Source organism: Acetobacter sp. (assembly GCF_022483985.1).
Lineage (GTDB): Bacteria > Pseudomonadota > Alphaproteobacteria > Acetobacterales > Acetobacteraceae > Acetobacter.
On the sequence record NZ_JAKVME010000001.1, the window covers coordinates 799,741 to 814,756 of the forward strand.

Genomic DNA, 15,016 nt, shown 5'->3' on the forward strand with positions numbered 1-15,016 from the left:
ATGGTTCGGCCCCGCCGTTCCGAAACAATTCTGCTGCGGCGCTCGACGATTGCCTCGGGCACGCTGCATTTCCTCATCCTTGCGGCCATGCTGCTGGTGATCCCGACGCCGAAGCCGCCTGAGGAACCCAAAGAACCGCCTCCAGTGGAAGTGCAGTTCGAAGGCGCGAGCAGCGATTCCGGTCCGCCGGCCAAATCCGCCACGCCTTCCTCCAAGCCCGCACCAGCGCCGGCCCCCGAAAAGGTAGACGCTCCCCAGACGCCGACGCCTCCCAAGCCGTTGCCGCCGGAAGAGACGCCTCCTCCTCCGCCGCCTCCGCCGCCCGTGCCGCCCCCGCCGCCTACTGAAGCGCCGCCGTTGCCGGACACCCCCATTCCGCCCAAGGTGGAGGAACCGTCTCCGGACGCGGAGAAAACGCCGCCAACACCGCCTGCAAAACCGACGCCTTCAAAGGTTGCGGCCCCTCCGTCATTGCAGGCTCCCGTGCAGACATCCTCTGCCGTTGCGCCGCCGTCGCCGATGTCCCAGCCGACGGACAAGCTGCCGGATATGGCGTTGCCGTCGCATATCACGCAGCCCAATCCGGCCAAGAAGACTGAGGCTGACACGCATTCGCTGCTGGAGACCCTTGATTCCTTCAGGGCTGATTCCAAGCAGACGCATGCGCCAAAAGGTCAGGCCAACCCGCGTCAGGGAGGCGCGCCGAATGGTGGAGGATCGCCGAGTGGCGATATCACCGGCAAGATGAGCGCTGGTGACCAGCGCGCCATCGGTGGTCAGGTCCGTCGCTGCTACACTGAAGATACCGCCGCGAAGGACTATGCGACGTTCGTGGCGCACCTGATTGTGACGGTTGATGCGACAGGCGAGGCGCGCATTGTCACTTTTGCGCCCGAAACGCAGGCCAAGATGAGCGGAGATTCGTCTTACCGGGCGCTGGCCGAGCGGGCGCGTGCAGCGGTGCTCAGTCCAACCTGTTCAAAACTGCCTATTCCGAAGAACCTGCTGGGCCAGACCCAGACTCTGAAATTCGTCTTCCGGCCATAAGCCGCTGACTGGAGAGGACACATGACCATGATTTCGATTTCCAACTGCTTTCTTCCGGATCATGAGGCCGAAGCTCTTGCGGAGGCTTTTGGTCCGAACGGAATGCGTCGGCGTTCCCTGCTCGGTGGCGGACTGGCGGCGGGCGCGGGCCTGATGGGCGGTCTGACAGTCACGCCTCTTTCCGCAAGGGCCGCCGATGCTCCCGAAGCGGAAATTACGGTCGATCAGGCCCGTACGGCTCCCATTCCCATCGTCATTCCTTCTTTCGGTCCCGGCGTGGGCGAGCAGATCACGCAGGTTGTGACCAACGATCTTTCCAACACGGGTCTGTTCACTGTTCTGCCGGGTTCCGCCATGTCCGGCACACCGGACTTCGCACCCTACAAGGCGATGGGCGCGCATGCTGCGGTCACGGGTGGATTTTCGGGCAGTGGCAGTATCCGCGTCGAGTTCCGTCTGTGGGATGTGCTCGCGGGCCAGCAGATTCAGGGGACGGCCTATACGACCAATGCCGCCAACTGGCGTCGGATCGCCCATATCATCGGTGACGTCATTTATGAGCGTATGCTGGGTGAAAAAGGGTATTTCGACACCCGTATCGGCTTTATCTCCCGCTCGGGTTCGGCCCATCAGCCCCGTATGCGGCTGGCCGTCATGGATCAGGACGGCGCGAACTGCCGCATCCTGAGCAGCACACAGACCAAGCTGCCCGCGTTCAGCCCGGTGCGCGACCAGATTGCATTTCTTTCCTACGCGTCCGCCGTTCCACGTATCTATGTGTTTGATCTCGCCAGTGGCCACCAGCGCATCATTGGCGATTTCAACGGCGTTCCGCTCGGCCCGCACTATTCATCCGATGGCAACTCCCTGATTGTTCCTGTAGCGAAAGGAAGTGGTTCCGACCTGTATTCGGTCAATATTGCGTCCGGATCAAAGCGACAGATTACTTCATCGGGTGGTGCGATTAACGTCAGTCCGAGCTTCAGCCCGGATGGTTCGCAGATCGTGTTCAACTCGGACAGAGGGGGCTCGCCTGCGCTCTACATCATGAGCGCGAGCGGCGGTGCGGCCCGCCGTCTTTCCTATGGCAGTGGTCACTACGGCGATTCCGTCTGGTCGCCACGTGGTGATCTGATCGGCTTCACGCGTATTTCCGGCGGACAGTTCTCGCTGGGCGTGATGAATCCTGATGGAACCGGCGAGCGTATCATGACGCAGGGTTATACGGTGGAATCCCCCAGTTTCTGCCCGAATGGTCGTGTGCTGGCCTTCTCCCGTGGAGGCTCCAGCGGGGGGGCGGCCATCCATACCATTGATATTACTGGCTTCCATGAGCGCGCCATTCCCACTCCGGAAGGCGGTTCCAGCCCGACCTGGTCACCTCTGAACGTCTGAGACGGCACGCTTCCTGTTTGGGAAAGAGTGCCTCTCATGCACGGGGGACATGCAAAATAATATGCCTGCCGCTGAAGACGCTTGACGTGTCTTCAGCAATGTGGCTTAGGGGACAGTGACTTTCCGACGAGGGAACTGCTTCAGGTAATGAAGCAGTATTCCCGCGTTGGAAAAGATGAAACTGGTCCATTTTTACTTCTTCCATCCCCCCTTAAGTTCCATTCACGGAACTGATCCTAGGATCAAAATAAATGAGACTGAAACTTCTTGGTGCGCTCGGTGTAGCGGCTCTTCTTGCTGGCTGCTCCGATGATCACGCCAACACCGGTGCGAACACCGGCTCAGGTGCTGCTGTACAGCCAAGCGGCCCGGTACCGGGAAGCGAAGCCGATCTCGTTGCAAATGTGGGCGACCGCGTTTTCTTCGAACTGAACCAGAGCGGCCTTTCCGCTGACGCCAAAGCCACGCTCAACAAGCAGGCTGACTGGCTCGCGAAGTATCCGCAGGTTGCCGTGCAGATCGCTGGTAACTGCGATGATCGTGGCACCGAAGAATACAACCTTGCACTCGGCCAGCGTCGTGCTAACGCAGCTCGCGACTATCTGGTTGCAAAGGGTTCCGCCAGCTCCCGTCTGACGACGATCTCCTACGGCAAGGACCGTCCGACGGCGACCGGCGAGGGTGAAGACGTCTGGGCACAGAACCGTAACGCGATCACTTCCGTTCAGTAATTTCTGTCTGGAACGATTATATCGTTACTCTTGAAAGGCCGGACAGGTGCGATGCATCTGTCCGGCCTTTCTTTTTGATGTGACCGGAAAACCCCGTCTGACGAAATCATTTTTGCGGGGAGTGGCGTCAGGCATGAATGGCTGGTTCATTCCATCGCTCCCGCTTGCTAGTCGGATGAGGAATCATGTTAAAGCAAAGGGACAGATGATCATCTGTTGGTTGTACTGACAGATGCTTCACCGGCCTCTGGTCGTCTGTGTTTCGGGAACGATATGCAGAAACCGGAATGGCATGGACAACGCCAGAGGGAGACGGCTCTTCAGCCGCGCAAGACTTGTCATGACAGGATTTTCTTACCCGTTCCGGAAATCGCTCCGGATGACGTGCCTGATGGGATTCACCGTATTGCTGTCCTTCGGGGCGGTTGCCGCGCATGCACAGGTTTCGAGCCGGGAAGGTATTGCGTTGCAGGACCAGATCATGGAACTGCGTCAGCAACTGTCACAGGTCCAGAACAGCGCAGGATCATCGGGTTCTCTGCCGGCTCCTGTCGCTGCCGGTAGTCAGTCCGGCGGGGCAGGCAGTGATCTTGTCGCCCAGCTTCTGGACAGGGTGAATACGCTGGAAGCCCAGCAGCGTGATATGAGTGGACAGCTTGAAGAACTGACCAATCAGCTCAAGGAGCAGAGTGCCGCTCTCTCCAAGCAGATGAGCGACATGCAGTTTGCGGCACAGAATGGCGGAGGTGCTGCGGCTGCGGCGGATTCTCCTGCTCCGGGCAAGAAGGAAGAGGCAACAGCCGCCTCTCACGCAACGACTGCAAGCGACGAAGCGCAGACACCCGAGGCAGCGCTCAAGGCAGGAAACGCGTCCCTGCTGAAGCATGATTACAGCGCCGCTCAGGAGAGCGCCCAGTCAGCAATCGCGCATGGAAAAGGCGCGGTGAAGATCGACGCTCAGTATCTGCTTGGACAATCTCTGGCCGGGCAGAAGCAGTATCGTGACTCCACCGTTGCTTATTTCGACGCCTACAAGCTTTCTCCGAAAGGAGCGAAGGCGCCCTACGCGTTGCTTGGTGTCAGTTCGGCTCTGATCAGTCTTGGAAACAAGAAGGCAGCGTGTCAGGCGTTGGCGAAACTGAAAGCCGAATTCCCAAGTCCTTCAGAACGTGTGGCGAAATCGACGGCCTATTTCTCCAAGCAGGGTGAGTGCTCCTGAGAGCAGGTCGGCAATGACCGGTCTGCCGGGAGAGCGAAACTTTTCCCTGTTCACTGGTCGGACGACGGTTTCGCGAGAGGGGTTTCAGGCTGTCATGGACTGGCTGGGGCCTTGGCTCCCGGATACTCCCGACGCTCCACCGGTTGCTCTGGCAGTCTCCGGTGGAGGTGATTCCATTGCGCTGGCATGGCTTGCTGCGTCATGGCGGAAGCGGCTGATAGCCTTTGTGGTGGATCACGGGCTTCGTCCCGAATTTGCGGATGAAGCCGCAAGCGCTCTGAAAACCCTCTCCGAACTGGGCATACCCGCAGAGCTGCTCAGGGTCAGGACGCTTCCTCATGGACCGGCTCTGGCGCGGCGGGCGCGTGATGCCCGCTACGAAGTGCTGATCGAGGCCTGTCGCAGGGTTGGGGCGGTCGATCTGCTGGTCGCGCATCAGGCCGACGATCAGGTGGAAACCGTGGCGATGCGGAAGAAGCGTGGAAGCGGTGTGGGCCTGTCGGGCATGGCGTGGGTGTCCGAACGTGCGGATATCCGGATTGTCCGGCCCCTGCTGGATTATTCCCGTGAGGCCCTTCGCAACACGCTCCGGCAGGCGGGGCTTGTCTGGTGTGACGATCCCTCGAATGAAAATGAACGCGCTGAACGGGTAAGGGTCAGAAAACAGCTTGGCTCGACCGAAAAGCAGAGATTGCTGCGGCAGGCGGAAATAGCAGCCGATGAGCGGGTGGCGCAGGAACAGGCGGTCGTCGATGAACTGGTCAAGACACAGTGTCTGATGTCGTGGGGATGGGCTGCGCTCGGAGAAGCGCTTCCATCGGTGGACGTTCTGGCGGCGTTGATTCGCTGCATTGGAGGGGGGGATTATCTGCCCTCTCGGGCTGCGGTAGAAAAACTGCGTGAAAAAAAAATCCCGGGCACACTCGGAGGTGTTCGGCTACTGCGGGGGAAGGCTGGTGATGACCGTCGGGAGCAGTGGCTGCTCATACGGGAAACAGCGGCGATGGAGCCTCTGGTTCCCGCTGGCAGGAATCTGTCATGGGACAGGCGGTTTGTTCTCAGATACTCTGGAGAGAACATGCCTTCCGGTCTTATGATGGGAGCCGCAGGGTTCGGGCTGTCCCGTAAGGAGCGTGCAGGGCTACCGGCTGCGCTGACCGCGACGCTGCCTGCGCTCTGGAAAGAAGGGCAGCTTCTGTGTGTGCCGCATCTGGGATTGGGCGATCAGAAACTGCTTGCGGAAATGTCGTTTGATTTCGCTCCGGCATCGCCTGTGACGGCAACTTTCCTCTGGATGAACGCATATTTAACCTGAGCGCCACTTTCATGCAGGGCGCGAAGACCCAATGTCAGCATGAACAGGATTGCATTCGTCGCGTGAAACCGGTCTCATGAGACCAGCGCCACAGGAACGGACGCATATAGGAACAGTATGGAACGGATGTCGTGATCAATAATTTTGGACGTAACCTCGCCCTCTGGGTCTGCATCATTGTTCTGCTGTTGTTCCTGTTCAACATGTTCCAGCCCACAGGGGCGCAGCATGCCGCGCAGCAGATCGCCTATTCCGACTTCATCGGTGATGTCGACAAGGGCGAGGTTCGCTCGGTTGTCATTCAGGAACACAATATCTCCGGCACGCTGACCAACGGCACGTCTTTCGAGACCTATGCGCCGCAGGATACGGGTCTTGTGTCCCGCCTGACGGGTAAGGGTGTTGAAGTGGTCGCCAAGCCGCTTGAGGCTGAAGGCAACCCCTTCCTGCGGATCGTGCTGAACTGGTTCCCGTTCCTTCTGGTGGGTGCGGTCTGGCTGTTCATGATGCGGCAGATGCAGTCGGGCGGCGGTCGGGCCATGGGCTTCGGCAAGTCCCGGGCTCGGATGCTGACGGAAAAGCAGGGGCGCGTGACCTTCGCTGATGTCGCGGGCATCGAGGAGGCCAAGGGTGAACTGGAAGAAATCGTCGAATTTCTGAAAGACCCGCAGAAGTTCACCCGTCTTGGCGGCAAGATTCCCAAGGGAGTGCTGCTTGTCGGCCCTCCGGGCACAGGCAAGACACTGCTGGCGCGCGCGATCGCGGGCGAGGCGAATGTCCCGTTCTTCACCATTTCCGGTTCCGACTTTGTGGAAATGTTCGTGGGTGTCGGTGCGTCCCGTGTCCGCGACATGTTTGAGCAGGGCAAGAAAGCCGCTCCCTGCATCATCTTCATCGACGAAATCGATGCCGTGGGTCGTCACCGTGGCGCGGGTCTCGGTGGAGGCAACGACGAACGTGAGCAGACCCTCAACCAGATGCTGGTCGAGATGGACGGGTTCGAGAGCAATGAGGGTGTGATCCTTATTGCCGCGACCAACCGTCCTGACGTGCTTGACCCCGCGCTGCTGCGTCCCGGTCGCTTTGACCGTCAGGTCGTGGTGCCGAACCCGGATGTGAACGGTCGCGAGCAGATTCTGCGTGTGCACATGCGCAAGGTGCCGCTGGCTTCTGACGTTGATCCGAAGGTCATTGCGCGTGGCACACCGGGTTTCTCCGGCGCTGATCTGGCCAATCTGGTCAATGAAGCGGCCCTTCTGGCCGCACGTCAGGGCAAGCGCACTGTCGCGATGCTGGAATTCGAAAACGCCAAGGACAAGGTGCTGATGGGCACAGAGCGTCGCTCGCTGGTCATGAGCGACGACGAGAAGAAGATGACGGCCTACCATGAAGGTGGTCACGCTCTCGTCTCGATCCTGACGGCTGGCACCGACCCGGTTCACAAGGCGACCATCATCCCTCGTGGGCGTGCCCTTGGTATGGTGATGAGCCTGCCGGAAGGCGACCGTTATTCCAAAAGTCGTGCGAAATGCGTGGCCGAGCTTGATCTCGCCATGGGCGGGCGTGCCGCCGAGGAAATCATCTTTGGCCCGGATAACGTGACGAGCGGCGCTTCGGGCGACATCAAGATGGCGACCGATCAGGCGCGCCGGATGGTCACGGAATGGGGCATGAGCGACAAGATGGGCATGATCGCTTACGGCGATAATGGTCAGGAAGTGTTCCTCGGTCACTCGGTGACGCAGAACAAGAACATCTCGGAAGAAACGGCCCGCTCCATCGACGCGGAGGTCAAGAAGCTGATTGATTCGGCTTATGACCGCGCCCGCACGCTGCTGATCGAGCATATCGACGAACTGCACCGTCTGGCCGAAGCGCTGCTGGAATATGAAACGCTGAGTGGCGAGGAAATCCGCCAGATCCTGCGTGGCGAGCCGATCGAACGGGTTGTGGTTGATGATGCGATGCCGGAGAACCGGCGTTCTTCGGTGCCGCCGGTGATCAGCAAACCGGCAGCGCCGCCGTCTCTGGGAGAGGCATCGCCTCAACCCGGCTGATCCGGTTGCATCCATGAAAAGGCGAGGGCTTTCGGTCCTCGCCTTTTTTTGTGCCTGATTTATACATGGGCTGCCTGAACCTGAGACGGAGTGACTGATGGAGACCACGCGCCTTATCGAGCCGATCGGGCTTGTGCATGGACCCGCAGCCGAAGTCGCAGTCCGGGCCGGGGTCGCCCTGCCTCTGGTGGGAGGGAAGACAGGCTTCACGCTTGCGAGACTCATTGAGGGCGACAGCGTTTCCGACCCCCTGCCTGTCGAGCGTATTCCGGGTGGGTGGCAGTCAGAACTGGACCTCATCACGGCTTGTCCTTCCGATGCGGGTTTGCCTCCCGGTTCCGTTCTGATGGGTATTCTGAATGTCACGCCCGACAGTTTCAGTGATGGCGGACGTTATGTAGACCCGGCGGCTGCGGTGTCTCACGCCGAAAAACTGCTCCATGATGGAGCCCGTATTCTGGATATCGGCGCAGAAAGTACGCGCCCCGGTTCCGCGCCCGTGTCGGCCGAAGAAGAATGGGTAAGGCTTGAACCGCTACTGCTGGAAATGTCCCGGCGAGGTGTCTGCATTTCCGTCGATACACGCAACGCGCGGACCATGGAGGCCGCACTGGATGTCGGTGCCTGCCTGATCAATGACGTGACAGCGCTTGAGCATGACCCGGAGGCGCTCCCTCTTCTGGCGAGCCGTTCCTGTCCGGTTGCGCTGATGCACATGCGGGGCACCCCTGAAACGATGGGCAGTCTCACGGCCTATCGGGATGTGGCGATTGATGTGGTCCGGGAGCTTGGTGACAGAATCACCGCAGCGGAGAGAGCCGGTATTTCCCGCGAGCGTATTATCGTGGACCCCGGCATTGGTTTTGCAAAAACCACAGAACAGAATGCCGAACTGATCCGCAGGCTTCCCCTGTTCGCCAACCTCGGCTGCCGTGTGCTGCTCGGCACGTCCCGCAAGCGGATGATCGGTGCTCTCGCAGGAGTGAGTGAGGCAGTTTCCCGCGACCCGGGAACGATTGCCTCATCGTTGCCGGGGCTGGCGCTGGGGGGCACGATCCTGCGGGTGCATGACTGCGCCGGAATGTCACAGGCCATGCGGGTCTGGGAAGGCTGCTTTTCGCCAGCCTGATCTTTTTGTCGGGGAGAGAGTGGCGGGGCGCTGTCCCGCGCCCCACCAAAGACGCGCCTTTGGAAACGGTTTGCGATTAATAAATCAGGGCGTAGGCGGAGCCCGTATCGCCCCGCAGGGAGCAGCCAGTTATATCAGGCTGATTCTGCTCGGGATCAGATGATGTAATCAATCGGCGGCAATGTCTGGTCCATGGTCAGGGACGGCATTTCCTTGAGACGCGTTCCGACTTTCCGCGCAGGGTTGCCGACGACCGTGGTGTATGGTGGCACGGCTTCCAGAACGATGGAACCGGCCCCCACCTTGGCGCCTTCACCGACTTCAATGGCGCCCAGAACTTTGGCTCCGGCGCCGATCAGCACACCCCGGCGGATTTTTGGATGGCGGTTGCCAGCATGTTTTCCGGTGCCGCCCAATGTCACGCCCTGAAGCAGCGACACATCGTCTTCGATGATCGAGGTTTCTCCGACCACAATTCCCGTTCCGTGGTCGAACAGGATGCGTCGCCCCAGCGAGGCGGCGGGGTGGATGTCAACACTGAACAGTTCCGAAGCACGGCTCTGGAGATGTTGTGCAAGGTGGCGGCGGTTGCCATTCCAGAGCCAGTGGGCGACGCGGTAGCACTGGACCGCGTGGAAACCCTTGAAGAACAGGAAGGGCGTCACATAGTCGGGGCAGGCGGGATCACGGTCACGTATGGCCTGAAGGTCGGCGGCTCCGGCGGCGATGGTGTCAGGCGTGTCCTCGTAGCATTCCAGCACCAGACTGTTCAGTTGTTCGACGCTCACATAATGGTCGCCGAGTTTTCGGCCGATGAGCGCCGCCATGGCTGTTGCGAAACTGGAGTGGTTCTTGATGCCCGTGGAAAGCAGCCCCATCACAAGCGGATCGCAGCAGACCTGAGATTCCTGAATCATCTGTTTCCACAGGGTGTTCAGGTTGATGGGAGCCTCTGCGCTGTCAGGATGTGTCATTGGTGGAGAGGTCCATTGATTGGAAGGTGAAAGCGCCGCCTGAGAAAAATGGAATTTACAGACTGTCCCGCCAGACCGCAACGAAGGGTTATTTCCGGCGGCTGACCATGCGTGACGCGCTGAGCAGGGCCGCTATCCCGGCACAGAAGGCGGCCCCGTCAAGACAGACAAGGCTGCCATTCACCGGCACAAGCCGCAGGATCAGGGCGGTTCCGATGCCGCCAAAGGTCTGTCCGCTCTGGCGGGAGACCTGCACCATGCCGCTCGCGCCGCCTTCACGCCCGGCGGCGGCCGTCAGCAGCATCGCCCGGTTGTTTGGAACCTGAAAGACGCCAAAGCCGAAGCCGGCCAGGCCGATACGCCAGGCGACATCGAAAGCCGTGGGTGAGGCTGGCAGAAAACGGAGGGCAAGAAACCCTGCCATCGAGCAGATCAGACCGATGGAAGAGAGGATACCGGCTGGAATTCTGTCCGCGATACGACGGGTGACGGAAGCGGAAACAATCAGTCCGAATGCCCAAGGTGTCATCAGCAGGCCCGTGGAGGTTGCGTTCCATCCGTAATGGTCGTGCAACGTGAAGGGCATGGAAATCATGAACAGGTTCGAACCGATATAAGCGATGATCCCCACGATAAAGGCGATTCTGAAACCGATGCCACGGAGAAGGTCGACGGGCAGAATGGGCTGAAGACTCCCGGATTCCTTGCGGATGAGACTGCCCATTGCCGCCACGCCGACAGCCAGCATGGCGCAGGCCAGCATGGTGCCGTCGGAGTGGGCGACCGAGTTCCCGCCAAGTCCCAGTGCTGTGACGGCGATGATGCAGAGCACGGCTCCGATGGGGTCCGGCATCTCTTTCTGACGGGGCGTTACGGGCAGGGAGGAGGCTGCGAGCACGAAGGTCAGCGCACCAATGGGCAGATTGATCCAGAATAGCCACGGCCAGTGTGCGACGGCGAGAATCATGCCCGCGACGGTTGGCCCGAGGGCCATGCCGACACCGACGATCAGCGTGTTCACGGCGACGCCTTTGCCGAGTTCTTCAACCGGATAGATGAAACGGATCAGGGCGGAGACAACGCCGAGCATGGAGGCTGCGCCAAAGCCCTGAATGGCGCGTGCGATGGTCAGCTGCGGCAGCGAGGGGGCGAGGGCGCATCCGATAGAAGCGATGATGAAGAGCGTGATCCCCATCATGCACATGCGCGCATAGCCGATCCAGGCTCCGGCGGCGGCCAGAGGCAGCAGTGATGACAGGCTGGCGAGCTGATAGGCGTTCACGACCCAGACCGTGTCGGAGGCGGAGCTGTGCAGGTCGGCGCCGATGTCGGGAAGCGCAATGTTGGCGATCGCGTAATCGATCTGCGCCAGCAGAACGGCAAGGCAGACTGCCGTCATCGCCTTGAAGCGGGCTGCGCCGTAAAGACCGGTCGTCGGGGATTGTGTGGGCTCTGAGGCTGTCATTCTGCAGACCTTACCCTCATGGGAAGGATTCTCAGAACAGGACAAGGCGTGGAAAGAGGCGGACCTCTGTCACAGGCGAGTGACTGGAGCCTTGCCTGTGACATCACGAAAGCAGACGGAGAGGTCAGTGTTTCACTGACTTGAGGCCGTCCTTGTAACCGAGCGCTTCCCACTGCTGCTGTTGCGTCAGGTGATGTCCGGAAGAGCCCCCGAACCAGGAACAGCCGGAAAGAATGAGGCCACAGAAGCCCAGAAACAGTGCGCGCTGCATGATCCCTGACATGATTTCAGTTTTCGATTCGAAGTGAGGATGCACCAGAATGGGGCGGGAAGCGAGAGAGTGCATACGTATTTGCAATGGAATTGAGGGATTGAGGGCAGGCGTGGAGACTGATCCAGTTTTAACCAGCCGCATGTGGGTATGAGACGGAGGCTCCTGAAGGGCTCTGTGTGCTGGGCACGTCTTCATCAGGGCATAAAGGGTCATGAAGGCTCGGGATTTGCGGTAAACGGCTTTCCGGACAGACTCTGCCTGCTGCTGTTTGCAGGAAAGAGAAGCGTTTCCGGGTATTCGTAAGGATGGATCCGATCAGGAGGAATTTTCCCACTGTGGTTTGTATTAAAATTTAAAAAATCTTTATTATTCCTCGCGATTGGCAATCGTGTGAGAAAAGTGCCGATATATCTTGACACCCCCTGTAGGCACACCTATCTCCATACGTGGCACTCCCGGGGTGGGAGTGCTAACGCACCGCGGCGTAGAGCGCGTGGCACGCGGCGATGTTGCTTTAGAAACGAGGGCGTCGCCCCAAGATAGAATGTGGAGCAATCCATAATGACGAAATTCCGTCCCCTGCATGATCGTGTAGTGGTCCGTCGCCTCACAGGCGAGGAAAAGACAGTTGGTGGCATCATCATCCCTGACACGGCCAAAGAAAAGCCGATGGAAGGCGAGGTTGTGTCCGTTGGTCCAGGCGCACGCAACGAGCAGGGCCAGATCGTGGCTCTCGATGTGAAGGCTGGTGATCGCGTGCTGTTCGGCAAGTGGTCCGGCACCGAAGTCAAGATTGGTGGCGAAGAACTGCTGATCATGAAGGAAAGCGACATCATGGGCGTGATCGCCGGCTGATCACCGGCTTCTGATCCCCTTTAATTGTCCGTTTTCATTTTCAAGGAGAATTCCCAATGGCTGCCAAGGACGTAAAGTTCGGCGGTGAAGCGCGTCAGCGCATGCTGCGTGGTGTCGACATTCTTGCCGACGCCGTAAAGGTAACACTCGGCCCGAAAGGCCGTAACGTCGTGCTCGACAAGAACTTCGGCGCGCCCCGTATCACCAAGGACGGTGTGTCGGTTGCGAAAGAGATCGAACTTGCTGACAAGTTCGAGAACATGGGTGCGCAGATGCTGCGTGAAGTTGCGTCGAAGACCAACGACACGGCCGGTGACGGCACCACCACGGCGACCGTGCTGGCTCAGGCGATCGTCCGTGAGGGCGCCAAGGCTGTGGCCGCCGGCATGAACCCGATGGATCTGAAGCGCGGCATCGACAAGGCTGTTGCCGCTGTCGTTGAAGAGCTGAAGAAGAACGCCAAGAAAGTGACGTCTCCGGCCGAGACGGCGCAGGTCGGCACGATTTCCGCCAACGGCGAGAAAGAAATCGGCGAGATGATCTCGCAGGCCATGCAGAAGGTCGGCTCCGAGGGCGTGATCACGGTTGAGGAAGCCAAGGGCATCCAGACCGAGCTCGACGTCGTTGAGGGCATGCAGTTCGATCGCGGCTACATCTCCCCATACTTCGTGACCAACGCGGAGAAGATGACGGCTGATCTCGACAGCCCGTACATCCTTATCCACGAGAAGAAGCTGTCTTCCCTGCAGCCGATCCTGCCGCTGCTCGAGTCCGTCGTGCAGTCCGGCCGTCCGCTGGTCATCATCGCGGAAGACGTCGATGGCGAGGCTCTGGCAACGCTGGTCGTCAACAAGCTGCGTGGTGGTCTGAAGATCGCTGCCGTGAAGGCTCCGGGCTTCGGCGATCGCCGCAAGGCCATGCTGGAAGACATCGCCATCCTCACCGGTGGTCAGGTCATCAGCGAAGACCTCGGCATCAAGCTTGAGAACGTCACGCTGCCGATGCTCGGCACGGCGAAGAAGGTGCACATCTCGAAAGAGAACACCACAATCGTTGAGGGCGCTGGTAACCCGGACGACATCAAGGGTCGTTGCAACCAGATCCGCGCTCAGGTCGAGGAAACAACCTCTGACTACGACCGTGAGAAGCTGCAGGAGCGTCTTGCGAAGCTCGCCGGTGGCGTTGCTGTCATCCGCGTCGGTGGTTCCACCGAAATTGAGGTGAAAGAGCGCAAGGACCGCGTTGACGATGCGCTGCACGCAACCCGCGCTGCTGTTGAAGAAGGCATCGTTCCGGGCGGCGGCACGGCTCTGGCCCGCGCTTCCACGGCTCTCGGCCACCTGCACTACCACAACGAAGATCAGAAGGTCGGCGGCGAAATCATCCGCAAGGCTCTTCAGGCTCCGCTGCGTCAGATCGCGCACAATGCAGGTGAAGACGGCGCTGTCATCGCAGGCAAGGTTCTGGAAAACAGCACCTACACCTTCGGTTTCGACGCACAGGCTGGTGAGTACAAGGACCTCGTCGAGGCCGGTATCATCGACCCGATGAAGGTTGTCCGTACGGCTCTGCAGGACGCGGCTTCAGTTGCCGGTCTGCTGATCACCACGGAAGCCATGGTCGCCGAGCGTCCGGAGAAGAAAGCTCCGCCGATGCCGGGTGGCGGTGGAATGGGTGGCATGGGCGATATGGATTTCTGATCCACTCGTTCAGACACTGGTTTCCGGAAGAGGGAGAGCGGTTTTCGCTCTCCCTTTTTCTTTGGTCCGATAAAAGAAATCTGAAGCCGCATGACAGTGAATTTCAGATGTTCTTCCTGTCGACCGCATGTATGTGATTGAACGAAGATCAGATGGGCCATCACGGTTATGAAAACCGATCTGACGCGTATTTGATTAAAAAGCAGGAATTCTGTTCGAGGTAAGAGACTGAGGTTTTACTTGCCGATTTCGGTATCGCTGCAACCAGTGCTTCTGCAGTTTCTTTCCTGTTCTTTCAGAAAGCTAAGACGCTCCTGGGTCATGTTGATGGCACATGACAGGTTGACATAATAGCCATTCGGCTTTGCAAAACTGCAAGCTTCATCACGATTCTTGATCCACGCCAGTTGTCCCTGCTTGAGCTTGTTCTGCTGGTCGGTATTCAGGAGTTTGCGAAGCGTGCCATATTGCGCGTTGATATCGCGGTCTGTCTGCGAAAACTCGTTGCTTGCACAGTAAACCTGATCGAAGGCATTCCGGGGCGTGGCGCAGCCTGCGGCAAGGGCGCTGACCGTCGGCAGAAAGCCGGATATCAAGCCAACCGCAATCCAGTTATATTTCATGGCATTGCTCTTTCCTGGGGTGATGTGTGGAAAAGGTGAATAAATAGTTCTGTTTTTCTTTAAATACAGACAGAACTCCCAGTTTATAAGATGAGAGGCGCTGTATTGCCAGTAATATCTGTTTTCTCTCGAATGCAAACAGAGCACTGAGCAAAGCATGACGACCTTGATCCCGTGCAGGATTTTCTTCTGTTTGTGCGGATGAAGGAAAAATCGGCGAACGGATTCCTGA

13 protein-coding genes are annotated in these 15,016 nt (G+C 59.1%); 9 read left to right on the forward strand and 4 right to left on the reverse strand.

Annotation, left to right across the window (positions count from 1 at the left end; translation table 11 throughout):
• The 7 genes from LKE90_RS03510 to folP all read left to right on the forward strand — a co-directional run bounded on the left by LKE90_RS03510 (position 1) and on the right by folP (position 8,893).
• The gene (locus tag LKE90_RS03510) at positions 1–1,047 is read left to right on the forward strand and encodes an energy transducer TonB (protein ID WP_291490896.1); all 1,047 of its coding nucleotides are present in this window, start codon (positions 1–3) and stop codon (positions 1,045–1,047) included.
• Between the two features lie 27 nt (positions 1,048–1,074).
• Positions 1,075–2,442 carry a Tol-Pal system protein TolB gene (gene tolB, locus LKE90_RS03515; protein WP_291490989.1) on the forward strand — a complete coding sequence of 456 codons (1,368 nt, stop codon included), beginning with the start codon at positions 1,075–1,077 and terminating at the stop codon, positions 2,440–2,442.
• 251 nt (positions 2,443–2,693) lie between these two features.
• The gene (gene pal / locus LKE90_RS03520) at positions 2,694–3,173 is read left to right on the forward strand and encodes a peptidoglycan-associated lipoprotein Pal (RefSeq protein ID WP_291490897.1); all 480 of its coding nucleotides are present in this window, start codon (positions 2,694–2,696) and stop codon (positions 3,171–3,173) included.
• A 340-nt stretch (positions 3,174–3,513) separates the two neighbouring features.
• A complete protein-coding gene (locus LKE90_RS03525) occupies positions 3,514–4,392 on the forward strand; it encodes a hypothetical protein (RefSeq protein WP_291490898.1) in 879 nt (292 codons plus the stop codon).
• A 13-nt stretch (positions 4,393–4,405) separates the two neighbouring features.
• Complete coding sequence (gene tilS / locus LKE90_RS03530; protein ID WP_291490899.1) at positions 4,406–5,707, forward strand: tRNA lysidine(34) synthetase TilS; 1,302 nt, start codon at positions 4,406–4,408, stop codon at positions 5,705–5,707.
• Positions 5,708–5,841: 134 nt separating this feature from the next.
• A complete protein-coding gene (gene ftsH, locus LKE90_RS03535; RefSeq protein WP_291490990.1) occupies positions 5,842–7,764 on the forward strand; it encodes an ATP-dependent zinc metalloprotease FtsH in 1,923 nt (640 codons plus the stop codon).
• A 97-nt stretch (positions 7,765–7,861) separates the two neighbouring features.
• Positions 7,862–8,893: a dihydropteroate synthase gene (gene folP, locus LKE90_RS03540; protein ID WP_291490900.1), complete on the forward strand. Its 1,032-nt coding sequence runs from the start codon at positions 7,862–7,864 to the stop codon at positions 8,891–8,893.
• 155 nt (positions 8,894–9,048) lie between these two features.
• Here folP and cysE read toward each other — a convergent pair whose 3' ends face one another.
• From cysE to LKE90_RS03555, 3 genes are all read right to left on the reverse strand, one after another.
• Positions 9,049–9,867: a serine O-acetyltransferase gene (gene cysE, locus LKE90_RS03545; RefSeq protein WP_291490901.1), complete on the reverse strand. Its 819-nt coding sequence runs from the start codon at positions 9,865–9,867 to the stop codon at positions 9,049–9,051.
• A gap of 88 nt (positions 9,868–9,955) precedes the next feature.
• Complete coding sequence (locus LKE90_RS03550) at positions 9,956–11,332, reverse strand: MFS transporter (RefSeq protein WP_291490903.1); 1,377 nt, start codon at positions 11,330–11,332, stop codon at positions 9,956–9,958.
• Between the two features lie 124 nt (positions 11,333–11,456).
• A complete protein-coding gene (locus LKE90_RS03555; RefSeq protein WP_291490904.1) occupies positions 11,457–11,603 on the reverse strand; it encodes a hypothetical protein in 147 nt (48 codons plus the stop codon).
• Between the two features lie 564 nt (positions 11,604–12,167).
• Here LKE90_RS03555 and LKE90_RS03560 point away from each other — a divergent pair.
• Complete coding sequence (locus tag LKE90_RS03560) at positions 12,168–12,461, forward strand: co-chaperone GroES (RefSeq protein WP_077812914.1); 294 nt, start codon at positions 12,168–12,170, stop codon at positions 12,459–12,461.
• Between the two features lie 56 nt (positions 12,462–12,517).
• Complete coding sequence (gene groL / locus LKE90_RS03565) at positions 12,518–14,161, forward strand: chaperonin GroEL (protein ID WP_291490905.1); 1,644 nt, start codon at positions 12,518–12,520, stop codon at positions 14,159–14,161.
• A 236-nt stretch (positions 14,162–14,397) separates the two neighbouring features.
• On the opposite strand, the gene LKE90_RS03570 is transcribed toward groL, so the two are convergent.
• On the reverse strand, positions 14,398–14,943 hold the full coding sequence (locus tag LKE90_RS03570) for a lysozyme inhibitor LprI family protein (RefSeq protein WP_291490906.1): 546 nt from the start codon (positions 14,941–14,943) through the stop codon (positions 14,398–14,400).
• Positions 14,944–15,016 lie beyond the last annotated feature (73 nt).